The 24,346-nt window shown below is 31.5% G+C and carries 24 protein-coding genes and 1 other RNA gene; 13 read left to right on the forward strand and 12 right to left on the reverse strand.

The window, feature by feature from the left end; all coding sequences use genetic code 11:
- Nucleotides 1–129: 129 nt before the first annotated feature.
- The 5 genes from Q0807_RS15770 (at nucleotide 130) to Q0807_RS15790 (ending at nucleotide 3,854) form a co-directional block, all read left to right on the forward strand.
- Nucleotides 130–897 (forward strand): SDR family NAD(P)-dependent oxidoreductase, encoded by a 768-nt coding sequence (locus Q0807_RS15770; RefSeq protein ID WP_299111520.1) that lies wholly within the window; start codon nucleotides 130–132, stop codon nucleotides 895–897.
- A gap of 77 nt (nucleotides 898–974) precedes the next feature.
- Nucleotides 975–1,409 carry an RbsD/FucU family protein gene (locus tag Q0807_RS15775; RefSeq protein WP_299111523.1) on the forward strand — a complete coding sequence of 145 codons (435 nt, stop codon included), beginning with the start codon at nucleotides 975–977 and terminating at the stop codon, nucleotides 1,407–1,409.
- Between the two features lie 301 nt (nucleotides 1,410–1,710).
- On the forward strand, nucleotides 1,711–2,028 hold the full coding sequence (locus tag Q0807_RS15780; protein ID WP_299111526.1) for a hypothetical protein: 318 nt from the start codon (nucleotides 1,711–1,713) through the stop codon (nucleotides 2,026–2,028).
- A 90-nt stretch (nucleotides 2,029–2,118) separates the two neighbouring features.
- Nucleotides 2,119–3,216, forward strand: coding sequence for a heparan-alpha-glucosaminide N-acetyltransferase domain-containing protein (locus Q0807_RS15785; protein WP_299111529.1), 1,098 nt, complete (start codon nucleotides 2,119–2,121; stop codon nucleotides 3,214–3,216).
- A gap of 158 nt (nucleotides 3,217–3,374) precedes the next feature.
- The gene (locus Q0807_RS15790) at nucleotides 3,375–3,854 is read left to right on the forward strand and encodes a nuclear transport factor 2 family protein (RefSeq protein ID WP_299111531.1); all 480 of its coding nucleotides are present in this window, start codon (nucleotides 3,375–3,377) and stop codon (nucleotides 3,852–3,854) included.
- A gap of 111 nt (nucleotides 3,855–3,965) precedes the next feature.
- Here Q0807_RS15790 and Q0807_RS15795 read toward each other — a convergent pair whose 3' ends face one another.
- The 7 genes from Q0807_RS15795 to Q0807_RS15825 are packed head-to-tail and all read right to left on the reverse strand — an operon-like array spanning nucleotide 3,966 to nucleotide 9,780.
- On the reverse strand, nucleotides 3,966–4,514 hold the full coding sequence (locus Q0807_RS15795; protein ID WP_299111533.1) for a 1-acyl-sn-glycerol-3-phosphate acyltransferase: 549 nt from the start codon (nucleotides 4,512–4,514) through the stop codon (nucleotides 3,966–3,968).
- A 1-nt stretch (nucleotide 4,515) separates the two neighbouring features.
- Nucleotides 4,516–5,598: an iron-containing alcohol dehydrogenase family protein gene (locus tag Q0807_RS15800; protein WP_299111536.1), complete on the reverse strand. Its 1,083-nt coding sequence runs from the start codon at nucleotides 5,596–5,598 to the stop codon at nucleotides 4,516–4,518.
- Between the two features lie 41 nt (nucleotides 5,599–5,639).
- Nucleotides 5,640–6,263 (reverse strand): CatA-like O-acetyltransferase, encoded by a 624-nt coding sequence (locus Q0807_RS15805; RefSeq protein WP_299111538.1) that lies wholly within the window; start codon nucleotides 6,261–6,263, stop codon nucleotides 5,640–5,642.
- A 3-nt stretch (nucleotides 6,264–6,266) separates the two neighbouring features.
- Nucleotides 6,267–6,971, reverse strand: a complete 705-nt coding sequence (locus tag Q0807_RS15810; RefSeq protein WP_299111541.1) for an HAD family hydrolase — start codon at nucleotides 6,969–6,971, stop codon at nucleotides 6,267–6,269.
- A complete protein-coding gene (gene kdsB, locus Q0807_RS15815; protein ID WP_299111543.1) occupies nucleotides 6,962–7,690 on the reverse strand; it encodes a 3-deoxy-manno-octulosonate cytidylyltransferase in 729 nt (242 codons plus the stop codon). Before kdsB ends, Q0807_RS15810 begins: the two co-directional genes overlap by 10 nt.
- A 50-nt stretch (nucleotides 7,691–7,740) precedes the next feature.
- Complete coding sequence (locus tag Q0807_RS15820) at nucleotides 7,741–8,331, reverse strand: DUF4126 domain-containing protein (RefSeq protein WP_299111545.1); 591 nt, start codon at nucleotides 8,329–8,331, stop codon at nucleotides 7,741–7,743.
- Between the two features lie 12 nt (nucleotides 8,332–8,343).
- Nucleotides 8,344–9,780, reverse strand: a complete 1,437-nt coding sequence (locus Q0807_RS15825) for an ATP-binding domain-containing protein (RefSeq protein ID WP_299111547.1) — start codon at nucleotides 9,778–9,780, stop codon at nucleotides 8,344–8,346.
- 156 nt (nucleotides 9,781–9,936) lie between these two features.
- On the opposite strand from Q0807_RS15825, the gene Q0807_RS15830 reads away from it, so the two are divergent.
- The 4 genes from Q0807_RS15830 (at nucleotide 9,937) to Q0807_RS15845 (ending at nucleotide 12,719) form a co-directional block, all read left to right on the forward strand.
- Entirely contained in the window at nucleotides 9,937–10,659 is a 723-nt protein-coding gene (locus Q0807_RS15830; protein WP_299111550.1) for a hypothetical protein, read from the forward strand.
- A gap of 1 nt (nucleotide 10,660) precedes the next feature.
- Nucleotides 10,661–11,470: a DUF3822 family protein gene (locus Q0807_RS15835; protein ID WP_299111552.1), complete on the forward strand. Its 810-nt coding sequence runs from the start codon at nucleotides 10,661–10,663 to the stop codon at nucleotides 11,468–11,470.
- A complete protein-coding gene (rsmD, locus tag Q0807_RS15840) occupies nucleotides 11,470–12,006 on the forward strand; it encodes a 16S rRNA (guanine(966)-N(2))-methyltransferase RsmD (RefSeq protein WP_299111554.1) in 537 nt (178 codons plus the stop codon). The genes Q0807_RS15835 and rsmD overlap by 1 nt, the downstream gene beginning before the upstream one ends.
- A 182-nt stretch (nucleotides 12,007–12,188) precedes the next feature.
- A complete protein-coding gene (locus Q0807_RS15845; protein ID WP_299111556.1) occupies nucleotides 12,189–12,719 on the forward strand; it encodes a hypothetical protein in 531 nt (176 codons plus the stop codon).
- 51 nt (nucleotides 12,720–12,770) lie between these two features.
- Here the strand turns inward: Q0807_RS15845 and rnpB are convergent.
- An RNA gene (gene rnpB / locus Q0807_RS15850) (RNase P RNA component class A) lies at nucleotides 12,771–13,109 on the reverse strand.
- A 103-nt stretch (nucleotides 13,110–13,212) separates the two neighbouring features.
- Here rnpB and dnaX point away from each other — a divergent pair.
- Genes dnaX through Q0807_RS15865 form a run of 3 tightly spaced genes read left to right on the forward strand, consistent with a single transcriptional unit; the run spans nucleotide 13,213 to nucleotide 16,121 of the window.
- Nucleotides 13,213–14,940, forward strand: a complete 1,728-nt coding sequence (gene dnaX / locus Q0807_RS15855; protein ID WP_299111558.1) for a DNA polymerase III subunit gamma/tau — start codon at nucleotides 13,213–13,215, stop codon at nucleotides 14,938–14,940.
- Nucleotides 14,941–14,952: 12 nt separating this feature from the next.
- The gene (locus Q0807_RS15860) at nucleotides 14,953–15,537 is read left to right on the forward strand and encodes a hypothetical protein (RefSeq protein ID WP_299111560.1); all 585 of its coding nucleotides are present in this window, start codon (nucleotides 14,953–14,955) and stop codon (nucleotides 15,535–15,537) included.
- A 2-nt stretch (nucleotides 15,538–15,539) separates the two neighbouring features.
- On the forward strand, nucleotides 15,540–16,121 hold the full coding sequence (locus tag Q0807_RS15865; RefSeq protein WP_299111562.1) for a tRNA-(ms[2]io[6]A)-hydroxylase: 582 nt from the start codon (nucleotides 15,540–15,542) through the stop codon (nucleotides 16,119–16,121).
- Nucleotides 16,122–16,178: 57 nt separating this feature from the next.
- Here Q0807_RS15865 and Q0807_RS15870 read toward each other — a convergent pair whose 3' ends face one another.
- The 4 genes from Q0807_RS15870 to Q0807_RS15885 form a co-directional block, all read right to left on the reverse strand.
- The gene (locus tag Q0807_RS15870; RefSeq protein WP_299111564.1) at nucleotides 16,179–16,709 is read right to left on the reverse strand and encodes a porin family protein; all 531 of its coding nucleotides are present in this window, start codon (nucleotides 16,707–16,709) and stop codon (nucleotides 16,179–16,181) included.
- 96 nt (nucleotides 16,710–16,805) lie between these two features.
- Nucleotides 16,806–17,711 (reverse strand): Ppx/GppA phosphatase family protein, encoded by a 906-nt coding sequence (locus Q0807_RS15875; protein ID WP_299111566.1) that lies wholly within the window; start codon nucleotides 17,709–17,711, stop codon nucleotides 16,806–16,808.
- Between the two features lie 2 nt (nucleotides 17,712–17,713).
- Nucleotides 17,714–19,768: a polyphosphate kinase 1 gene (gene ppk1, locus Q0807_RS15880; protein ID WP_299111568.1), complete on the reverse strand. Its 2,055-nt coding sequence runs from the start codon at nucleotides 19,766–19,768 to the stop codon at nucleotides 17,714–17,716.
- The gene (locus Q0807_RS15885; RefSeq protein ID WP_299111570.1) at nucleotides 19,765–20,253 is read right to left on the reverse strand and encodes a histidine phosphatase family protein; all 489 of its coding nucleotides are present in this window, start codon (nucleotides 20,251–20,253) and stop codon (nucleotides 19,765–19,767) included. The genes ppk1 and Q0807_RS15885 overlap by 4 nt, the downstream gene beginning before the upstream one ends.
- 332 nt (nucleotides 20,254–20,585) lie before the next feature.
- On the opposite strand from Q0807_RS15885, the gene Q0807_RS15890 reads away from it, so the two are divergent.
- Nucleotides 20,586–24,346: Ig-like domain-containing protein (locus Q0807_RS15890; protein ID WP_299111572.1), on the forward strand; the 3,761-nt coding region annotated here is incomplete at its 3' end.

Below are 24,346 nucleotides of genomic sequence, written 5' to 3' on the forward strand. Positions count from 1 at the left end.
TAATTTATGGTTAAGACTCTTATCTTATTTTTTATTATAAATGCTATATTTGTAAGTACAAGGAACGACGACTGTAATACTTAGTCGAAATTACAACACAACAATCAACTCTAATAATTTCTTAGATACATGAATAATAATAAAATTACCGAAAAAAATGTTTTAATTACTGCAGGAGCCCAAGGTATTGGAGAAGCAATAACTAAACACTTTATTGACAGTGGAGCTAATGTTGCGATTCACTATTTCTCGAGTGCTGATACAGCAAATAAATTGGTAGATTATGCTAAAAGTAAAGACCAAAAAGCAATTGCTATAAGTGGTGATCTAACAAAGGAAGTTGACGCGAATGCTTTAGTTGAAAAAACAGTAGAAGCCTTAGGTGGATTAGATATACTAATTAATAACGCTGGTTCTCTTGTGGCACGTAAAATGCTTAACGAGATGGAAACTGAATTTTGGCATAAAGTTATGGACATCAATCTTACATCTATGATGTTTGTTACTAGAGCTGCAGCGCCATATTTAACAAAAAATGAGAATAGTAGTATTGTGAATTTAGCTTCGCTTGCAGGACGTAAAGGTGGTCATCCAGGTTCATTAGTTTATTCTACAAGTAAAGGTGCTATTCTTACATTTACAAGAGCACTTTCTACAGAATTAGGAGGGCAAGGCACAAGAGTGAATGCTGTTTCTCCTGGTCTTATTCTTGGGACGTCATTTCATAATACACACACAACAAAAGAATCTGCGGCTGAGACAACAGCTGGCATACCAATACAAAGAGCAGGTAATGCTGATGATGTTGCTAGAGCCGTTTTATATTTGGCTTCAGAATACGATGGTTTCATAACAGGAGCTACTTTAGACATCAATGGAGGTGTTTATAACATGTAATTACTCATTAAAGTAAACAAACACTAAAACCGATATTGTTTTTTTAGTGTTTGTTTACAACAATTAAAAAAATATTTATGTTAAAGACTGCAGTAATTCATCCAACAATTATGGAAGCACTTGCGCGATCTGGTCATTTTGCTCAAGTAGTAATCGCTGACGGCAATTTACCTGTTGGTGCTATGACAGGTCCTAATTCTACAACAGTACATTTAAATTTTAGACCAGGATTGCTAGATGCATTAACTGTCCTAGAAGGTATTTTAGAGGTTTGTCCAATACAAGGTGCTATTGTTATGGAAAAGCCAGCAGAGGCTAATGCAGAAATACATGATGCCTATAAAAAATTATTAGGTGACGTAACTTGGGATGAAATGGAACGATGGGCTTTCTATGATAAAATTAGAGAACCTGCCACTACATTAATTATTCAAACAGGTGAACAACGTCGATTCGCTAATTTAATACTAACTGTAGGCGTTGTTAAAATGGCTGAAGAAAGTAATTTTTAGCTATTTATTTATAATATTTAATTTAACGAGGTGCATCTCTTTTTTTTTGCACCTCGTTTTTTCATAATTTATAGAGACTATTAATTCTTATTGCCCAAGTATATTCTTTGTCACGAACAAATATTAATCAGCCAATTATATATTCTTAAAAAAGAATCCATTTTATATTGCAATCAAACTTAAAAAAAACGAAACAACTAATAATTCAGTTTAGGAATTATTACTATGTTTACAATACAGATACAATTTTAATTGGACTTTTAAATTGCCAAAACTGAGATTAACAATTAGATAAAGAAATATGTTAGGACTACTATTATTATATTGGATAGGTAAATATTTTTATAAATTAGCTGAGGAGTATGATAAAAGTGAATGGGGTTTTGCAATATTAGGCGTCGTAGTTTATTACGCAGGAATCATTGCTGCGAGTTTCACCATTGGAATTATACTAGATATATTTTATCCTGAATTCTTAGAAACCATGAATGACACTGTACTTAGTCTTTTTATGATACCATTTGGTATTCTCAGTTGCTATTTACTTTATATGTTGTTAGAGAAGTCTTGGAAAAAAACTAAAGCTGACAAAGATAGATTTGCTGATCAAATTAGTTAATGAAAAATGACGTGAGTGTTTACAATACTCATTATCTAAAAACTTATTAATTCGCTAAATCATATCTTTACATTTCAACGCAATAACTAATTGAAATCAAACCGTCTATATTTTATTGATGCTGTGAGAGCATTTGCTATCTTAATGATGTTGCAAGGACATTTTATAGATACGCTACTCGACCCTTCTTATAGAGACCAAAATCATTTAGCTTTTAAAACATGGGAATACTTTAGAGGTATTACTGCTCCAACATTTTTCACAATTTCTGGACTCATATTTTCCTACCTACTTATTAGAGCAAAACAAAATGGAAGTATTAACCAACGTATGCGAAAAGGTGTAATGCGAGGCTTAATGCTAATTGGCATTGGTTATTTATTACGCGTACCTATTTTTGAATGGCTTTTTGGGAAATTCAGTAATTACTTTCTAATTGTAGATGTATTACAATGTATAGGTTTATCACTCATTATTATAGTTATAATATATAAGCTCACCTTCAAAAAAACATTAATATTTTCAATTTTAATGTTGACTCTAGGTCTAGTTGTATTTTCTACGGAACCACTATATCGTTATTTAGAATTACCTCAAATCCCTGTTGCTATTTCTAACTATTTAACTAAAACTCATGGTTCTGTATTTACCATTATTCCTTGGTTTGGGTATGTTGCTTTTGGAGCCTTTATTTCTACTTTATTTTATCGTTATGTGGAACGACCTAAATTTAAGATGGCAATTGTTACAGGCTTTTTTATTGTAGGCATTGCTTTAATATTTAAGTCGTCTCACCTATTTATGAAACTGTATTATTGGCTAGATATTTCATTATTTAAAGACGTTGCATATTATAATTATCTCTTTACCAGACTCGGTAATGTTTTAATTCTGTTCTCAATATTCTACCTAGCTGAAAACTATATAAAACAACCATTAATTTTAAGAATAGGACAGAAAACACTATCCATTTATGTGATTCATTTTATTATAATTTATGGAAGTTTTACAGGACTAGGATTACATCAAATAATAGGAAACACACTTCTTCCATGGCAAGCTATACTTGGTGCTATTATCTTTTTATCTCTAGTTTGTTTTTTATCATTTCATTATGCTAAAACCAATGCATTTGTCTACTCTAATACAAGAAAATTGATAGACAAGATTAAACGATATACCAACTGATTTAGTTACTTTAATTTAAAAGACCACCTTAATAAGTAAAATGGTTTTTTACTTTTCACAGTAATTAATTCCCTTTTCAATTATCGAATATGAAGCAATAGCATAATACTTACGTATTTTTGTTTATAACGGTTTTGTAATTACCGGAAAAACTTTAAATGATGGAGAAACTTATTGAAACATTTTACACTGCTTTAAATAACTCTGATGGTAAAACTATGGCTTCTTGTTACCATGACGATGTTGTTTTTGAAGATCCTGCTTTTGGCATTTTACAAGGAGAACGCGCAAAATCTATGTGGTTAATGCTGTGCGAATCGCAGAATGGAAAAGGTTTTAAAGTAGAATTTACAAATATAAAAACCGATAAAAACAGAGGCTCTGCTCATTGGGAAGCCTATTATAATTTTAGTAAAACTGGTAAAAAAGTACATAATAAAATTGATGCTACTTTTATATTTAAAGATGGATTAATTATAAAACATACTGATGTTTTTGATTTGCATAAATGGGCAAAACAAGCTATTGGATTAAAAGGAATGCTTTTTGGTGGTATGTCATTTTTCAAAAAGAAACTTAACACCCAAACCAATTCTCTTTTAGAGAAATACATGGAGAAAAAAAAACTCTCTAATTAATTAGAGAGCTTTCTGGAACAATGTTTCTTTTTAGGGACTTGGAGTTTACTTTATGTTTCATTGTGTTAAAAATACTTCAAATGTTATGCCAAAATTATAGCGTTTTAACTTCTAACTATATGATTCTACTTTACCTATAACATCTTTATAAAATGATTTCATATATTCAAAATCGGCTTCCATATTGTCCGTAGGGTAAAATGGTTCTGAAACTTTATTTTGTTTGTTTTTAAAATCGAAAGTGTACATGATAATTGGCACATTAGCCTTTTTAGCAATGTAATAGAAACCTGTTTTCCACTTAACTACTTTTTTTCTAGTACCTTCTGGTGATAATGCTAGTCTAAATTCATCTTTACCTTCAAACAAATTAGCTATAGCCTCAACTTTATTTTGCCCAGAAGTTCTGTCTAATGCGTGTCCTCCTACTGATCTAAAATAGTATCCAAAGGGCCAAGTAAACAATTCTTTTTTTCCGACAAAACTAGTCTTTACTCCTGTTACTTTTCGTAATAACAATGAAATGTAGAAATCAATCCAGCTCGTATGTGGTGCTGCAATAATTACAGCTTTTTTAACCGTATCTTTAGAGAAGTTGGTGTTTCCAACCACTTTCCAACCTAACAGTTTAAAATAAATAAATTTAGCTAACCAACGCATCTTACATTTTTTTGTAGAGCTCCAGAAGCTTTTCTCTAGTTATTACTGTTTTCCAATTTTTACCAATTGCATTTTCCCAAAGTGGTTCTAAACTAAGCGCAACATCAATCATTTTATCAAATTGATCTTGCTCTAAATCTGCACAAACACCTTGTGGTAATTGAATATTATGTTTGGCTTTCATTTGCTTAAATATCGCCACACCTTCAGGATAATACTCTTCTAAATGGTCAAAAACAATACAGTTTCCGATACCATGTTTTATTCCTAAAAGATAACCTAAACCATAGCTCATTGCGTGTGCTACTCCAACTTGCGAATATGCGATACTCATACCACCATGCCAAGAGGCCATCATTAATTTATCTTGAGCGTCTTCTGTAGTTAAAGTGTCTTCTAAAAAAATTTCCTTACAAAGCTCAAAAGCTTTTTCACCATAACTCTGACTAAAAGCATTTAAAAAAGTACCATTTAACGATTCCACACAATGCACAAAACAATCCATACCAGTAAAAAACCATTGATCTTTTGGTACATCTTTTGTCAATTCTGGATCTAATATAACTTGATCAAAAGGTGTGTAATCACTGTTAATTCCTAATTTACGAATTGGCCCTGTTAAAATGGTTGTCCTAGACACTTCTGCTCCTGTACCAGAAAGTGTTGGTATACCAACATGATAAATAGCTGGCTGCTTTATTAAATCCCAACCTTGATAATCTTTAGACTCACCTTTATTAGTCAACATTAAGGACACTGCTTTAGCAATATCTAACACAATGCCTCCACCAATTCCTATAATACCAGAAGGCAGCTCACTATGTTCTAAAATGATATCTTCAACTAACTGATCAATTTGGTCAGTCCTTGGTTCTTCTTTTGTAGGTACGTATATAATTTTGTCTTTGTAAGACAAGGTAATTCTTGAGGTTAACCAATGATTGCCTTTAAACACATCATCTACATAAAATATAAATGGTGCATTTCTTCCCTTGCGCTTAGTTGTAAGAATTTCATCGAGTTGATTAAAACTTCCTCGACCAAAAACAACTCTGGACACCATTGGATAATTTTTATATTTCATTTACTTTATATCTTTAACAAAAATAACAACTTAGTTTATATTTAATAACTATTTAAATGAAATTGTAATTTTTCATTAAACAGCCCAACATGATAGCCATCTACTAGAGCATGGTTAACGTTTACAGCAATGTCCATTTCTTTCTTTGTACCGCAACTTTCCATTTTACTGAATGCCAACTTTGGTATAGAATCTTTATCACCTTTAAACGGTTCTTTATGTCCTGTAAAACTAATCCATGGCAAAGATGAACAATGTACACAATCCATAGAGTTTACAGGAGGAAACAAATCCTTAGAGTTAAAAACTCTTTCTTTTTCCTTTAAAAAGCTAGCTTGAAATTTAAGAATATCATCATCGTAATTTACAAACGTAAATCCGAAGGTTTTATTCGGTCTTAATATTGTTGGAGATGCATGAATGGTATCAAAAACAACAACATCGTTTTCTTCATTTATTCTGTACTTAAAATTCTCTACATCATTTACAGCTTGCATTGTAGCGTGTAAATATTTTACAAAAAAAGAGACATCGTTAGAACGCGAAAATTGATATGCTTTAGTAACATCTACTTTAAAAGTTACTCCAAAATAGGGGTCTACGAATGAGTTAAAAAACTCAAAATGAGATTGCCTGTTCCATGTATGTTTATCGAGTACTTTCAAATCCTAATTAAAAAAGTCTAAAATTTCAGTTAAACTTTGTACCGTTTCAAAATCAGAACCATTGGCTTCTTTTTTTGTCACGGTTTCATGTTGCCAAGTAGTATGAAATGGAACATGAATAGCCTTTGCTCCAATGCTCACTAATGGCAAGATATCAGATTTAAGAGAGTTACCAATCATTAAAAAAGCTTCAGGTTCAATATCTAAATGTTTTAATAATTTTGAATAATTAACGTCTTGTTTTTCACTTAACACTTCTATATGATGAAAATATTTTAACAAGCCCGATTTTTCTAATTTCCGTTCTTGGTCTAGCAAATCGCCTTTGGTTGCAACAATTAATCTAAAATCTTTTGACAATACTTTTAAAACATCTTCTACACCATCTAACAACTCAATTGGTTTGTTAATCATCTCTTTGCCGATATTTAACATCTCCGCAATAACATCATTAGAAACCTTTCCGTTAGATAGCTCTACAGCAAGTTCAATCATGGATAAAACAAAACCTTTAACTCCATAACCATAAGTTGGAAGATTTTTCATTTCCATCTTAAAAAGCTCTTGATCTATTTTATTTGGTGTTTCGTAACGTGATAACAACCTACCTGCTTCCTCTTCAGCTTCTCTAAAATAAGTTTCATTGACCCAAAGTGTATCGTCAGCATCAAAGCCAATAACTTTTATATTTTTATAATCTACTTCCACAATTTCTTGGCTCTTTCTAAATCTTCTGGTGTATCAATTTCTACACCTTGAATGGTTGTTTCTACCATTTTAATGCGTTTACCGTATTCTAAATATCTTATACACTCAATTTTCTCAGATGCTTCCAAAAACTGCATTGGTAAAACGGTAAATTCTAATATCGCTTCTTTTCTAAATGCATAAATCCCTTTATGCTTAAAGTAGCGTGCACCAACTTCCTTATCCCTTGGGAACGGAATTGGACTTCGAGAAAAATATAATGCAAAATTCTGCTGATCTACAATAACTTTTACTGTATTTGGATTGTTTATTTCGTCCCAATCCTTAATTTCTACCATCAAAGAAGCTAAATCAATTTCTTTGTCTTTATCATCTTTAAAAACATCGATTACTTTGGCTAAACTTTCGCGTTCTGTAAACGGCTCATCACCTTGTACATTAATTACAATATCGCAATCTACATTAGCTACAGCTTCTGCAATTCTATCGCTACCTGACTCGTGCTCCTCTATGCTCATAATAGCTTTTCCGCCATTATCTACAATCTCTTTATAAATGATTTCACTATCAGTTACAACGTAAACTTCACTAAATAATTTAGTGGCAACGGTAGCTTCATATGTTCTTAAAATAACAGATTTCCCTGCTAAATCTTGCATTAATTTACCTGGAAAACGTGATGCACTATAACGTGCCGGAATCATTGATATAATTTTCATCTATGTAACTTATACTTGTGTACTTTCAAAAATAAGATTTAAAAACGACTTTATGTATTCAAATTGGTATTTGGTGATTTTGATTTGTTTGGGCGCAACTTTCGATAGAGTTTATAAATCAGATAAAAAATAAATAACACTAAAAAAATCGCCAAAACCGGCAAGAATATAGAGATAATTGACATTAAAATGGACGTCCCTGTTTCTATAGTAGAAACAATAGGATTAGCAAAACCAGCTGTTGAAACCGTAGAACCTAATCTTGCTGTACTTGCAGAACTTTTTACTACTGCTGCAGTTCCGCCTCCTGCAATAATCGCTAAAGCCCAAGTAATTACAGGGCTTAAATCTGCTACTGTAGAAACCATAACAGCAGTGCCTGCGATGGTTGCTAACGGAATTGCGATTGTATCTAAAGCATTATCAATTACCGGAATATAATAAGCTACAATTTCTACAACTGTTGCAATACCTAAAGTGACCACTGCAGTTGTACTCCCAATCCATAGCCAAGATTCATTGAGTTCCCACAAATTAAAATAAGCAGCTAAGCTTAAAGCAAACAATGGTAAGAATACCCTAAAACCAACAGAGGCTGAAAGTCCGATACCTAAAAATATGCTTAATAAAGTTTCTGTCATTTTAGTATTGTTTTAGTCTTTTTCTACAAACATTTCATCCTTAAAGCCAATTAAATATAGTTTTTCTTTGGCTCTAGTAATCGCTGTATACAACCAACGAATGTAATCTCTATCCATTCCGTTTGGCAAGTAAGGTTGCTCAACAAATATCGTATTCCATTGTCCACCTTGTGATTTGTGACATGTTATAGCATAAGAGAATTTTACTTGTAATGCGTTAAAAAACTTGTTGTTCTTTACACCCAAAAAACGTTTGTATTTTGAAGGTTCTTCTTCATAATCTTTTGACACTTCTTGATATAATCGGTTTGACTCCTCATAACTAAGCGATGCACTTTCAACATCAATTGTATCTAAAAGCAAGACCGTTTCAAAAGGCTCCATGTTAGGATAATCTACCATTTTTACTTTTACTTCAGCAAACCTAAAGCCGTACAATTCTTTAATACTAAATATTTCAAGGACTTCAATAATATCTCCATTGGCAATAAAACCAGCTTCAGTTGTAGGCTTAAGCCAGAAATAGTTATTCTTTACAACCATTAAATAATCACCTGCTGATAATTCAGCTTCATTAAACAAAATACGTTGTCTTATTTGCTGATTATAAGCATTAGCGCGTTTATTACTTCTTACAATAATCGCAGTTTCTTCATAACCATTATTGCTGTAAGCATCATTAATGGCATCCATAATTTCATAACCATCAATTAAACGCACACTATCTTTAAAACCATTTAAATCGAATTTAAAACTCTCGTAAATACCAGATTCTAAAACGGCTCTAAGCTCTGTTGCATTGCTAAGAATCCCTGAATCTTGTTCTTGTCTTACTACTTCATCTAACTCAATACCAATAACATCCTTATTGTAATTAAGGCTGAGTTTGTTTTCATCTAAAGCAGAACTTAAATCGGATTTTACTGGTGGTAACTGGGCTTTATCACCAATAAGTAATAATTTACACTCATGACCAGAATATACGTAACTCATTAAATCATCTAAAAGCGAACTGCTATCAAAAGATTTAGTGTCTGAAGGCGTATCAGAAATCATAGAAGCTTCATCTACAATAAAAATAGTGTTGCGATGTTTATTAGGCTGCATTACAAAATTTACACCACCGCCTTTATCTTTTTTAGGAAAATATATTTTTTTATGAATGGTAAATGCTTCTTTTTTAGAGTAATTAGAAATTACCTTTGCAGCTCTACCAGTTGGAGCTAATAAAATGGCACTTTTTTTAGCTTGCCATAAATTTGAAACAATGGTACCAATGATACTCGTTTTACCTGTACCTGCATAACCTTTTAGAAGGTAAATTGAATTTTTATTATTATCGAAAATAAATTGCGATAACTGCATTAACACCATATCTTGCTTAGAAGTTGGTGTAAAAGGAAACTTAGATTTTAATAGCGAATAGAATGCAGAAGCATTAGAGATCATAGAGAAAATAAATATACAGCAAGATAGTAATATTCTCTCTTTTTAAAGCCTTAAAGATGTTTAGTTAATTATTTTTTATGTTTTTTATTTAGATAGTTTTAACCAACAAAAAAAAATTGTAGATTTGCGTTAGACCTAATTAATAAAAACTTATATATGATAATTCTAGCAATTGTATTAATTATAATTTTGACCATCGGAATTGTATGGTTGATTGACAAGTTCGTACCAAAAAAAATTAAGCCAATTCTTAATATTTTACTTTGGGTATTAATTATTTTCTTAGGTTACATGACATACATGTCTGTTTATAAAGAAATTCAATTTAACCAATTAAAGAAAGAGCGTTTCTCTTTAGTAATTGATAAATTAATTGACATTAGAGATTCTCAGTTAGCATATAAAGATGTACACGGAACTTACACTGATAGTTTTGATAAATTAATAAATTTTGTTGAAAACGGTAAAGTGCCAATTACACAAAGACGTGATACGTTAGTATTAGATGAAGAAAGAACAAAAGCTTTTGGTGGTGTAGAAACTATGAAAACTCTTACTTTAATTGATACACTTGATTATTGGAATCTGAAAGATTCTATTTTTAAAGGTAGCACACGTTACAAAAATATGATGAATGTTGGTATTGGTAAAGAAGGCGCTAAATTTACACTAAAAGCAGGTAAATTAGACGAATTCCCTGTATTTGAAGCAAGTGTAGATAAGGCAATTGTTTTAGATGACCAAGAACCATATTTAGTTGAAAAAGAAAAGCAAGTTGTTTCTGTGGATGGTGTTAATGGTCCAACGTTAATTGTAGGATCTATGGATGAAGTATTCACAAAAGGAAACTGGCCAAAAAGTTACACAAACAAAGAATAGTTTGAAAATAAACGATATTAAAGAACTGTCCATTCAAATTAATTTGAATGGGCTTTCTTTTTGTATACTAAATAGAACAACAAACGAAATTGAGTTTCTTAAAACTATAGATTTTGAACAAAAGCAAGTGCCAGACGCTGTTCTTAATCACTTAAAGACTGAGCTAAGTAGTAATACCGTTTTTTCTGAAGACTTTAATGACGTATTAGTTATACATCAAAACGAGCTCTCTTCATTAGTCCCAGAAGAACTATTTAATGCAGATAATAAAGCTGATTATTTAAAATTTAATTCTAAAATTCTTAGAAACGATTTTATTACAGAAGACCTTATTGCAATAAATAAAAGTGTAAATGTTTATGTGCCTTACGTGAATATTAATAATTACATTTTTGAAACTTTTGGGGAATTTGTTTACAAACATTCTTCAAGTATACTCATTGATGCTTTAATACAGAATCCAGAATCCACATCAGAAGAACCAACCGTTTACGTTAATGTAAATAAAAACACAATAGAACTTTTAGTTTTAGAGAATGGTAAGCTCCAACTGTTTAATGTATTTGAATATCACAGCAAAGAAGATTTTATTTACTACGTTTTATTTGTGTTTGAACAATTAAAACTAGACGTTGAAACTACTCACATTCTCTTAAGTGGAAATATTGTAATTGGCGACGAAAACTTTGTGATGCTTTATCTTTATATAAGGCACGTCACTTTTATAGAAAAAAACTATAAATTTAACATAGTTGCAAAAACAGATAGACGTTATTTACACCAACATTATGTAATCTTAAATTCCTTTTAATGCGTATTATATCGGGTTTGTACAAAGGCAGACGAATTTCAGCTCCTAAAAAATTACCTGTTAGACCAACTACAGATATGGCAAAGGAAGCACTTTTTAATATTATAAATAATCAGTATTACTTCAATGACATTTCGGTACTAGACTTGTTCTCTGGCACAGGTAATATTAGCTATGAGTTTGCATCAAGAGGTACTGAAGAAATCACAGCAGTAGATGCCCATTTTGGCTGTATAAAATTCATTAACCAAACCGCAGACGATTTTGAAATGAACATCACAACCATTAAAAGTGATGTCTTTAAATTCCTTGAAAAATCAAAACAGAAACACAGCATTATTTTTGCTGACCCACCTTATGCTTTTGAATTAGATGCATTTTCTAAAATTCCAGAATTAGTATTTAAGAATAAATTATTAGAAGATGAAGGTGTACTCATTGTAGAACACTCTAAGCATACAGATTTGAGTCAATTAGAGCATTACTCCTATTCTAAAAGTTATGGTGGAAATGTATTTAGTTTTTTCTCAAATTAACTGATTATCAGTTTTGTAGCTTATTTCTTAATCAAATAAATTCACTATCTTAGTAGCCCTAAGTAACTAACGTATACGCCATTACCATCCTACTGGTCTTTAATAGCGCGTTCCCTTAAGAGTTTCTGTCCCAAAATTGATTTGCAACTATTAATCAATTATATAACTTAAAAACAGCTATTATGAAAATTTTCAAAACTCCATTACTATTATTATTATTTTTAATAATAAGTCAACTATCATTTGCTCAAGACAAAGCACCAAAGTACAGTGACATTGTAGTCGAAAACCCAGAACCAGAAGCCGATATTAAAGTGGTGAGTAATTATGTAAATGCTTTAATCAATAATAAAATGATGGAAGCGAAAGAGCTATTATCAGACAATTATATAGGTTATGGTCCTGCGGCAAACGATTCTATAACAAAGCAAGCAACACTAGACTCTTGGAACGAAACACATAAAATTCGCAGTAATGAAAAAGTGAGTTTTGTAACAGCAACAATTAGAGTTGTCCAAGGTGAATATAAAGGTGATTGGGTTTATCAATTTGGTACTTATTCCTTTACTCAAGACGGAAAAGACATAGAACTTCCTTATCAATTTACAGCTCTTGTAAACAATGGTAAAATAGAAAGAAGCAGTATTTATTATGATAATTTGGCCATTCTTAAAGCTTTAGGTTATCAAATTATACCTCCATCAAAAGAATAATACCAACCAACATAAACAAAACAAAGCTCCTTGAAATTCAAGGAGCTTGTTTGTTTAAGCAAATCTATAAGCCGAATTCTGTACATTTTTATTTTTTAGGAAATAAATCCTAAACAAAAAAAAAGCCCTTATCATTTATCTACGCTTACTGTTACCAGCAAACTTTAGCTGCCTACCCTCTAACAATCGCGCGTGTACGCTCAAACGTTAGTATACATGACATTGCACCACATAGAGTTTACCTGGTTTCACTACAGCATTACCTGTACATACTTTCTGTTGCACTTTTCCTCACCTTTCGATGGATGGCTGTTAGCCACTATGATTGCACTATGGTGTTCGGACTTTCCTACCCTAAATAAATTTAGAATCGATAAGGCGATTTACTTGTGAGCAAAAGTACATAAATTGTTAATAACTCATACTAATTTTAACCTCTTAGAATGGGCTATTTATAGGTTATTCTTAAATTTGTAATTCAGTAAACTTTTCAATGGAACACTTTGTAGTATCGGCTCGTAAGTACAGACCACAAACCTTTAAGGATGTTGTAGGTCAGCAAGCTATTACAAATACTTTACTCAACGCTATTGAAAACAATCACTTAGCACAAGCTTTATTATTTACAGGCCCTAGAGGTGTTGGTAAAACAACATGCGCTCGTATTTTGTCGAAAATGATAAATAGTGATGGTGATACTAAGGAAGACGAAGATTTTGCTTTTAATATTTTTGAATTAGATGCGGCTTCTAACAATTCTGTTGATGACATTAGAAGTTTAACTGATCAAGTAAGGATTCCTCCACAAGTTGGTAAATACAAAGTTTATATTATTGATGAGGTCCACATGTTATCTCAAGCTGCTTTTAATGCTTTCCTTAAAACATTAGAAGAACCACCAAAACATTGTATTTTTATTTTAGCTACAACTGAAAAACATAAAATCATCCCAACGATATTATCGCGTTGTCAGATTTTTGATTTTAAAAGAATCACAGTTTCAGATGCAAAAGAATACTTAAAATATATTGCTAAAGAACAAGGCATTACTGCAGAAGATGACGCACTACATATTATTGCTCAAAAAGCAGATGGTGCCATGCGAGATGCTCTATCTATTTTTGACCGAGTAGTTAGTTTTTCTGGTAAGAACCTAACAAGACAAGCTGTTACTGAAAATTTAAATGTACTAGATTACGAAACGTATTTTACAAGTACAGATTTAATTTTAGAGAATAAGATTCCAGATTTATTAATACAATTCAATAGTATTCTATCTAAAGGGTTTGATGGTCATCATTATATTGCAGGTTTAGCTTCTCATTTTAGAGATTTAATGGTTTGTAAGAATCCTGTAACCATTCCGTTATTAGAAGTTGGTGAAGATACAAGTCTTAAATATCAAGAACAGTCGCAAAAGACAACACACACCTTTCTTATGGAAGGTATTAGACTCGCTAATGACTGCGATTTAAAATATAAGACCAGTAAAAATCAACGTTTACTCGTTGAGTTAACACTTATGCAACTTGCCTCTATCACTTTTGATGGAGAAAAAAAAAATCTTAAGCACTTCATAATTCCGTCTTCGTATTTTAAAGCAAGAGGTATCACACCTATTCCTGTTACAAAACCAAAAACAGAAGTAAAAACTCCTGAAAACAAAACCATTTCAGAAGAACAAATAAAACCTAAAGAAACAGTTGCTACTGTTGCTGAGCCAGTTATAAATATCCCTAAAATATCTATTAATAAACCAAAATCATCTACTTCTGGTTTATCATTAAAAAGTATTAGAGAAAAGAAAGAGCATCAGCTACGTCAAATGGATGTAGTAATTGATGAAGACGACTTACCTAAAGAAGCCGTTACACAAGAAGCATTAGACGAAGCCTGGAAAATCTATACGGCTCAAATGGATAAGAAAGGTGAAAAAATTATGGCTTCCATTCTGCAAATGGATCAACCAAAACTAAAAGGAACGACCATTTATTTAACGTATTCTAATAATACCAATAAGATAGAATTAGAACGTGCTGAATTTCCGTTAATGGCTTTTTTAAAAAAGAAATTGCTTAATTACGATTTAAAACTAGACATAACCGTTAACGAAGAAATTGCTAAAAAATACGCATTTACACCTCTAGAAAAATACGAAAAATTGAAAGAAAAGAATCCTAATCTTGAAATATTAAGACAAACTTTTGGATTAGATATATAACCCACTACGACTATGAAACAATTAGTATTACTTTTATTAATAATAGGAATAGGCTTATCAAGCTGCGAAGGTAGGAAAACACAAAATCAAGCTTTATCTGAAAGCATTGAGGAATTTAAAAAAACGGTGAATTTTGAAACTAACATTTATATACCTGAAACCTATATAGAGCAAGAAGTAGATACTCTTATGAGTAATGGTTTTAGAGTAAAAATTAAAACCTATTCTGATTTATCTAATGCAGTTAGATTTTCAAAAATAAAAGACACTATTAATTATCAGATGCATTATAGAAACTTCAAGTTTGATATTAGCATCTCTAAAGATGATAAAGAAATTTACAATGAAAATTTCGATAAGCAGAAAATAAATAAAGTCTTTAAATACAATGCCAATTTAGTTAGTGGTTCTGATTTATACAATTTTAATACCCTTGCGGTTTTAAAATCTATTAATGTAAATGATGACCCTTCTTATAAAAATATGGTGTTAATAGATATTATGTATGCCATTCCTGAATCTGACAAATACGCCATTCATAGGTTATATATTGATAACAATGGAAAATCTAATGTGGTACAAACAGAAGTAAAATAATTATGTTAGGACTAAAATTACCAACAGATCCAAGATGGGTAAATATCGTTGAAAAGAATATAGAAGATATTTTAACGGATCATGCTTATTGCGAACAAAAGGCTGCAAGTACTGCAATTTCATTAATTGTAGGTTTCCCAGAATACACTGAGCTAGTACAAGAAATGATTGAATTGGCCAATGAAGAAATGAGCCATTTTAAAATGGTACACGATAGGATTTTAGAAAACGGCTGGACGCTTGGTAGAGATCGCAAAGACGATTATGTTATTGCTCTTATTAAGTTCTTTCCTAAAGGTGGAAGCAGAACGACACAATTAGTGCACAGACTTTTATATGCTGCTTTAATTGAAGCACGTAGCTGTGAACGTTTTAGATTACTTTCTGAAGAATTAGAAGATAAGAAACTAGCTAAGTTCTACCGAAAACTAATGATAAGCGAAGCAGGACATTACACTATGTTTTTAAATTTTGCTAGAAAATATGGCGACCGAAAAGAAGTAGATGATAAATGGGAAGCTTTATTAGATTTTGAAGCAAATATTATGAAATCCTTGGGGAATAAGGAAACTATACATGGCTAAATAAAAAAGCCTTAACTGAAAAGTTAAGGCTTTTTTATTACACTAATTCTAACATATTTAGAGCTTCATCCCAAACCCAAATTGTAAGACATTATTTTTTGCTTCGAATGTTGTCAAATCTTGATCTAAAATGTTTGTTAATCCATAAGATGCTCTAGCATCTATAAATAATTCATCTGTTAACATAAACTCAACACCTATGACTCCTGATACTGCAAATGTTGAAAATCCGTCTTTATCCTTCCAAGTTTTTAGACTAGGTTGAGGACCTACTAAAAATGAAAAACGATCAGTAAACGAAATATTTAAAAGAAGCGGTAAATGAATATAATCTGCTCTTATTTCTTGAGCTTTACCTCCTTCTGCAGACCACTGTAGCTCTGTTCTTAATCCAATTTTTTCATTGAACTCAAAATCTACAAATCCTGCAAAAGCAAATCCGTTTCTATGCTGATTTGAAAACTCAGCATCTGGCTTATAGTCTAAATTAGATACATTTAATGCGCCTCTAATTCCGTAAAAAATGTCTTGTGAAAGACCTACGCTTGTAAAGGATACAAATATTAAAAGAAATAAATATTTTTTCATAATTAGTTATTATAGGAAGCTAAGATAAATTAATTTCTATATTTATGATATTATATAAAGAAAAATCGGACAAACTACATGCTTTAGTCTGATTTTTTATATCACCACACTAGAAACAGTTTCATAATACATACTTTTTATAATTCCATCTGATAGTCCAATTTTTGGAACATAAATATCTTTTGCTCCACTCCATTTCATAGCAGAAAGATAAATTCTTGTTGCAGGTATAATAACATCTGCCCTATCTTGATTAAGATTTAATTTTGTAATTCGTTCTTCGTAAGAATAATTTTGAAGCATTTTGTAATAGCTTGTGAGATAAAAATAAGTTAATGGTTTCCCTGCGTCTTTTCCAGAAATTTTAAAAATCTTGTTGATGTTACCACCAGAACCTATTAATTCTATTTTATCGTATTTTTTTGTATTCTCCTTGATCCAGCTTTCTAATTCTTGCCAAGTTTCATTCCTTACAATATCATTTAAAAGCCTTACAGTACCTATTTTAAATGATCTAGATTGTTTTTTATCACCATTATGAATAATAGAAAACTCCGTACTTCCACCTCCAACATCTACATATAAATACGTTTTATTTGGGTTTATAAAAGACTGTAAATCTGTAGCTGCAATAATGGCAGCTTCCTCTTCTCCATCAATAATTTCAATATTAATACCACAAGATTCTAATATTCTTTTTTGTAATGGTTCGCTATTTTTTGCTTCGCGCATTGCAGAAGTTGCACATGCTTTATACCTTACAACACCATGAGATTTTATAATTAAGCTAAATGCTTGCATGGTATCCATCATTCTATTCTGGTTATATTCTGATATTTCACCATTAAGAAAAACATCTGCTCCCAATCTAATAGGTACACGAACGAGGGAATTTTTTTTAAAAATCACCAACTCGTCATCTTGTTCAATGATATTTGAAATTAATAGTCTCACAGCATTAGACCCAATATCAATGGCTGCAAATTTCTGTATCTTCAGCATAATTATCCTTCTAAATTATTTAAATAATACCTATAAGTATCAAATTGTGCTCTTACTTTAGGGTTGTTATTTCTTCGGTAGCTATTATCTTGATTTTCATTAATAATTCTTGCCTTTACATTATCATTCCAACATATATCATATAAATGTTGTAGCTCTCTTTTTATATCTTCGTCATAAATAGGACAGCTAACTTCTACTCTATTATCAATGTTGCGCGTCATCCAATCCGCAGATGATATATATATATTAGGGTTTTGTTGATTAGAAAATATATACAAGCGTGTATGTTCTAAGAATTTATCTATAATACTAATTATTTCTATATTCTCACTCATACCTTTCACTCCAGGAACCAGACAACACAAACCTCTTATGATCATCTGAATTTTTACACCTGCTCTGCTGGCTTCATATAACTTGTCTATCATTTTATAGCTACTGATGCTATTCATCTTTAACTTAATATAAGCAGGCTTACCTTTTTTAGCATTTTCAATTTCATTATCAATTAAGGCAAATATTCTCGATTTTGTATAATGAGGAGAGGTAATAATGTGTTTATATCTATTTACCTTATAGTTCACTTCTAAGAAATTAAATACTTTATAAACGTCCTTTAGGATTTTTGGATTAGCCGTCATCAAAGTAAAATCTGTATAAATTTTAGCTGTAGACTCATTGAAGTTTCCGGTACTAATAAACCCGTAACGAACTAGTTTTTCATTTTCTTCGCGCTCAATAACACACATTTTACAATGCACCTTTAAACCTGTAACACCAAATAGCATTGTTACACCTTCATCTTGCATTTGCTCAGCGTAGTTGATATTTGCCTCTTCATCAAAACGTGCTCTTAACTCTATAGATACTGTTACTTTTTTTCCGTTTTTAGCAGCATTAATTAAAGAGCTCGCGACATGAGAAATTTGTGCCAACCTATAAATAGTAATCTTTATCGTTTTAACTTTAGGATCTAAAGCGGCTTCTCTTAAAAACTTTACGATATAAGAGAATGTATGATATGGCGTATAAATTAAGTAATCCTTTTTAGCGATTGTTTTAAATATACTTTCTTCTAAACTAAGGCCTTTTACAGGTAAAGGTTTTATTTTACTATATAATAAGTCTGTTCGCCCTAAACTTGGGAAACTCATATAATCTCGTCGGTTATGATAACGACCACCAGGAATTATACTTTCCTTCTCATCAATTTTCATTCTGTTTAACAAGAAACTAAGTGTATCTGCTTCAATACTTTTATCATATACAAAACGCACAGGAACTCCACTTTGTCTATCCTTTACACTTTCTGATAATTTATCTATAAAACTTTTACTTAAATCACTGTCAAAATCTAATTCACCATCTCTGGTAATTTTTATCATGTGTGCAGTAATAGTATCGTAACTAAAAATATTAAAAATGTCATCTAAACAATATCTAAGGATATCATCTAACATTATAATATAGCTATTCTCACCTTTATTTGGTAGAACAACAAATCGATCCATTGCCGCAGAAATTTCAATTAAAGCAAATTGATCCTTTGCATTTCTGCTACTCATCTTTACGGATAGATAAGCCGAAATATCCTTTAGTTCTGGTAAAGCAACTTCTTCATTAAGCATAATTACTACAAGTGCAGGACTTATCTCTTGATAAAAGTAATTTTTAATAAACTCATGATGCTCCTTATCAATTTGCGACTCATTAATAATATAGATTTTCTCTTGTTGTAATTCAGATTCTATTTCATCTAAAATTTCAAGACTATAACTTTGCTGTTGTATAACAATCTCAGTTATTTTTTCTAATAAATCACCTGCTTTAATACCACCTAATTCACTCTTTCCTCCTTTACCTGCCTCATATATTCTCTTAACAGTAGCATATCTTACTTTAAAAAACTCATCTAAATTATTAGAAAAAATACCTAAAAAGCGTAATCGTTCTATTAGAGGAACTTCAACATCAGCTGCCTCTTGTAATACACGCTCGTTAAATTTTAACCAACTTAACTCTCTATTTATATATATGTTTTTATCTTTTGTCATTTTCTTAATTCCTTTGGAATAATTACAAATTCGGTAGTGCCTTTTTTCAAATCTTTCCAGTCATTTATCTCAAAATTGAGTTTAACTAATCCGCTTGTAGGAAGATTATCTATAAAAACATCACCAAATATATTAGAAATTGATGTGAATGCATGATTGTGACCAAAAATCATAACATCATCAATATTATTTGGTATTTTTTTTATGAATTCTATCACATTTCTACCGTCAAAATCATATAAATCTTCGATAATAGAAATTTCATTTTCAGGAATTTGCAGCGTTCTTATAAAGATTTTACACGTGCTTAATGCTCTTTTTGCAGGGCTAGAAAAAATATTTTTACAATAAAAAACTCTATTAACAAGCTGATTAACAACCAATTCAGAATCAACAAACCCCCTATCTTGTAGTGGTCTATCTCGGTCGGAAACATCATGTTTCCATGAAGATTTACCATGCCTTACTAGTGTAATACTTTTCATACAATTACGATTAAACGCATATTTTACCGACAAAAGGTTGCACATGTCCACCTTAACGAGTAAATTGCCGCCTTAACATCAAAGTTTGTTTATGGTTTTAGTTAATAGTTATTTTGTTACGTAAAAATAATGTAAATGATCCCAAATCAAAAAATATATTAATCCATTAAATATATTTCATTTACGTTAATAATATCTCCCTCTATATTTTAACAAAAACGAATAATAATATTATTCGATACTGAATTGTTTATGCTCAAATTTTATTTGTAGTCATAACTATGTTCAGTTGATATATAAAATTATTGACACAATAAGTTATTATGTACAGTATGAGAAAAAAATACAATTGTATTTCTGTAGTAAATTTAACAAGAGCTATTTTTTTAGCTTTATTTGTTGTTTTACCAAATCTGTTAACAGCACAGCAGTCACCATCAATTCAGACTGGTGTTACTTTTCAATGGGTAGAAGCTACACAACCAAATGGTACGTATCCTGCAACAATTGAATCGGTAACTATTAATGGTGAAGTATATAATACGTTTGCAGTTCCTTCAGATTATGAAATGACGCGCGTTGGACGAAAAGGTCACGCATACAATCATATTATGGAGAATTCATCAACTATTTTCGCAGATAGTAGTGATCCCTTATGGCACTCAGAAGCGCTGTCTGCGTTTCAAGATAAGAATTTAAATCACTTTTTCGCTTGTAGTTTTAACGGTAGAAACATCTGTTTAGATTTTGATGCTGTGGAAACAACAGACGCACAAAAACAAACTATTTTTTATAATCCTTCAATACCTGCCAATGAAGGCGGTGTTTTAGCAATTACTGAGCGTAATGCTAATAACTGTTACCATATCGCAGTTTTTGGAATTCCTGTTGGTGGAGGTCCAGAACAATTTTTAGGTGAAACTTTTGTAAGATCTAATAATAATACAATCAATGGTACTTACTCTCCTCCAAACCAAGTACCAAATTCCGGAACAGATTATTGGTTAACAGATCGTACAGTTGAACAAAATAAAACGCTTGGTATGGCATTATTCTATTTGAGTGATATTGTACCAATAGGTTCAAAAATCACAAAGATTGAATTTAATGCTTCAACTAATGATCATGGTGATGGTAAGTTTTTAATTCTACAAAAATATGCCGTAGATAACCATGAGACCAATTGTATCAATGAGCTCTATACAGGTGATCTAAAATTATCCAATAGTTCTCCTGATAATTCTACATATACATTAGTTTCTGCTCCAACTCCTGCCGGCGCATTTTTTGAGCTTAATGCAGACGGAACTTATACTTACCAACCAACTGATAATTTTACTGGTGAAGTAAGTTTTGAATATAGTATTTGTTTACCTGCTCCGAACCAGTCTGTTTGTGACCAAGCAACAGTATATATGAATTTTGTGGATTTACCTCCAGATCCTTCATATGAAGTAGATTGTAATGCTGATGATACTTTTAATATCGAAGTTACTTCTCCATTAGGTGCAGAATTTGAATACAAATTAAATACAGGTGCTTTTCAGAGTTCTCCAATATTCAATATTCCTGCTGGTTCCTATAATTTAGTTATTAGAAATACTAATACAACTTGTGAAAAAGTTTACACAAACAACCCAATTTTATTATCTAATATGAAAATAACAGGGGACATCACAGATGTATCTTGTAAGTTAGGTGATGATGGCGCAATAGACATTTCAGTCTCTGGTGGAACGCCTCCATATACATATAGTTGGAATAATTCTGCGACATCCGAAGATTTGTTAGGTTTATATGCAGGTACATATACCGTAACTGTTACAGATGCAAATGGTTGTACAGAAAACGAAGACTTTGAAGTTGAGCAACCCAATGAAGAATTATCTGTAGCGGTTGACTGGATAAAACATGTTGACTGTCATGGTAATTCTTCTGGAGACTTTAAAGTAATTGGTTCTGGTGGAACACCTCCTTACCTATATTCTGTTGATGGAGGAACAACAACCCAATCTAGTGATTTCTTTGCACCTCCTTTTACTGCTGGTGATTATACTGTTACCATTATTGATGCGTTAGATTGTACTTCTACTGTAAATCTAGAAATTACAGAACCAGATGAAATAGTTGTTACTGTTTCTTCAATAACGAATGTAGAATGTAATGGCGAAAATACAGGTGCTATTTACTTAAATGTAGAAGGTGGAACTCCTCCAATTTATTATACTTGGGATGATGGTTCTACTAATGATAATTTAACAAATATTGGTGCAGGTATCTATAATGTTACTGTTGTTGATAATTATAGTTGTTCTGTTTCAACGAGTATTACAGTTAATGAGCCACCATTTAAAAATTTTAACTCTCAAATCTTTGCTGCCGTTTGTAATAATGCAGGAACTTTTGAAGACTCTACAGATGACTTTATTACATTCACTATAGATCCAGATGCTCCAACAGATTATTTCCAAAATCCTTACACATATAATGTTTCAGCAACACAAAATGGATCTGCGGTTGATGTATTTTATAATAAAACTACATATCCTTCTGGATCACATGTCGTTTCGGAAGAAATTGCTAATAATGTAAGTTATGGCTACCCAACAGATTTTATTATACATAATGGAGGCTTAGGAAACGACGACTTTGTAATTACAATTACGTCTAATCCTTGTGGATTAACGGAAACGTTAAACTTAACTAATCCTGGTACATGTTCTGAAGATTGTGTTCCAGAATCTACTAATAAACAAGTTACTTACACTTTTGAATCTGATTTTATACTTACAGAAGCTGACGAGTTAGCTGTTAATATTCCAAAATTTAATCCTGGAAGTACTAGAACACTAACACAAGTAGAAGTAAGTTATTCTAGTGAATTCAGAAGCGCAGTTCTATTTGAAAACAAAACTACTAACGGATTTGTTAGAGGCGCTATTGACACAGATATATCTTACAAGATTGGTAATCTTAGTCCTATCGTTTCAAATGCAGAATTAGCTAGAACAAATGGCTATGCTACTTCTCAATATATTCCGATTAACGAAGAAGTTCTAGTACCTGCGCAAGGCAATTGGCCTGGAGATAGTGCTAGCTCTAATTCTACCTATTTTGCTATGGATGAAGAATTTAATGATTTTGCATCTAAATCATTCTTATTAGGTATTGATCCAACAAATAATCCATTATGGGTAACAAATATAATTGGAGATTCTACTGCTGATGATGATATGATTTATGAAATGGATACAACTTTAGACAGTGGAAATGTAATTTACACTTCTGTTAGTGACCTAGGTAATTTCATAGGAACTGGTGTTTTACCATTAAGTTTTGCAACAAACAGTAATTCATCATCCTCTTCTACTGGCAGTAGTTTAATTACTTTTAAGAGTACTGCACGTTATAAGTACACTGTAACTTATACTTATGATATTAGTCAAAGCGTAGTTATTGGAACAATAAGTCCAACAAATGCTGATTGTTTTGGAAGTGATTCAGGAAGTGCTACCGCCTCAGTATTTGGTAGTTCAACTCCATTCACATATTTATGGTCAAATTCTGATGGTGATACTGTCGGTTCAAATTCTGCAACATTATCAAATGTTGTTGCTGGCACCTATAATCTTTTAGTAACGGATGATAATGGATGTACAGACTCCGATTCTGTTACAATAGCTGAACCAACTGAAGCTTTATCTGCTAATTTTATTTATAATAAGGGTGTTAAATGTTATGGAGAATCAACTGGAAGCATAAAATATCAAGGTGTTGGTGGTACAACTCCTTATCGTTATTCTTTAGATGCAGGAACTACAACACAAACCAACCATTACTTTGAAAATTTAGCTGGTAATTATTCAGTAAGTGTCTCTATGGATGGCTCGTCTTGTGATCCTGTTGTTCATAATATTCAAATTACACAACCTTCTCAAGCATTAAGTGTTTCTGTTGATAAAGTTAACGCAACATTTGCTCAAGGATGTGATGATGGTACTGCAACTGCAACTGCTACTGGTGGAAATGCTCCTTATTCATATTTATGGTCGGCTTCTGCTGGTAACCAAACAACAGCTGCCATTACGGATTT

The organism is uncultured Winogradskyella sp. (assembly GCF_947495255.1).
GTDB lineage: Bacteria > Bacteroidota > Bacteroidia > Flavobacteriales > Flavobacteriaceae > Winogradskyella.

What these genes read in the sequence shown, in the direction of transcription:
- Q0807_RS15885 (WP_299111570.1), bottom strand. Translation starts at nt 20,253, where the DNA reads ATGAAAAGTATTACACTAGTAAGGCATGGTAAATCTTCATGGAAACAT.
- kdsB (WP_299111543.1), bottom strand. Translation starts at nt 7,690, where the DNA reads ATGAAAATTATATCAATGATTCCGGCACGTTATAGTGCATCACGTTTT.
- Q0807_RS15865 (WP_299111562.1), top strand. Translation starts at nt 15,540, where the DNA reads ATGTTAGGACTAAAATTACCAACAGATCCAAGATGGGTAAATATCGTT.
- Q0807_RS15875 (WP_299111566.1), bottom strand. Translation starts at nt 17,711, where the DNA reads ATGCTGAAGATACAGAAATTTGCAGCCATTGATATTGGGTCTAATGCT.
- dnaX (WP_299111558.1), top strand. Translation starts at nt 13,213, where the DNA reads ATGGAACACTTTGTAGTATCGGCTCGTAAGTACAGACCACAAACCTTT.
- Q0807_RS15820 (WP_299111545.1), bottom strand. Translation starts at nt 8,331, where the DNA reads ATGACAGAAACTTTATTAAGCATATTTTTAGGTATCGGACTTTCAGCC.
- rsmD (WP_299111554.1), top strand. Translation starts at nt 11,470, where the DNA reads ATGCGTATTATATCGGGTTTGTACAAAGGCAGACGAATTTCAGCTCCT.
- Q0807_RS15800 (WP_299111536.1), bottom strand. Translation starts at nt 5,598, where the DNA reads ATGAAATATAAAAATTATCCAATGGTGTCCAGAGTTGTTTTTGGTCGA.
- Q0807_RS15790 (WP_299111531.1), top strand. Translation starts at nt 3,375, where the DNA reads ATGATGGAGAAACTTATTGAAACATTTTACACTGCTTTAAATAACTCT.
- Q0807_RS15845 (WP_299111556.1), top strand. Translation starts at nt 12,189, where the DNA reads ATGAAAATTTTCAAAACTCCATTACTATTATTATTATTTTTAATAATA.
- Q0807_RS15775 (WP_299111523.1), top strand. Translation starts at nt 975, where the DNA reads ATGTTAAAGACTGCAGTAATTCATCCAACAATTATGGAAGCACTTGCG.
- Q0807_RS15795 (WP_299111533.1), bottom strand. Translation starts at nt 4,514, where the DNA reads ATGCGTTGGTTAGCTAAATTTATTTATTTTAAACTGTTAGGTTGGAAA.
- Q0807_RS15825 (WP_299111547.1), bottom strand. Translation starts at nt 9,780, where the DNA reads ATGATCTCTAATGCTTCTGCATTCTATTCGCTATTAAAATCTAAGTTT.
- ppk1 (WP_299111568.1), bottom strand. Translation starts at nt 19,768, where the DNA reads ATGACAAAAGATAAAAACATATATATAAATAGAGAGTTAAGTTGGTTA.
- Q0807_RS15870 (WP_299111564.1), bottom strand. Translation starts at nt 16,709, where the DNA reads ATGAAAAAATATTTATTTCTTTTAATATTTGTATCCTTTACAAGCGTA.
- Q0807_RS15830 (WP_299111550.1), top strand. Translation starts at nt 9,937, where the DNA reads ATGATAATTCTAGCAATTGTATTAATTATAATTTTGACCATCGGAATT.
- Q0807_RS15780 (WP_299111526.1), top strand. Translation starts at nt 1,711, where the DNA reads ATGTTAGGACTACTATTATTATATTGGATAGGTAAATATTTTTATAAA.
- Q0807_RS15770 (WP_299111520.1), top strand. Translation starts at nt 130, where the DNA reads ATGAATAATAATAAAATTACCGAAAAAAATGTTTTAATTACTGCAGGA.
- Q0807_RS15860 (WP_299111560.1), top strand. Translation starts at nt 14,953, where the DNA reads ATGAAACAATTAGTATTACTTTTATTAATAATAGGAATAGGCTTATCA.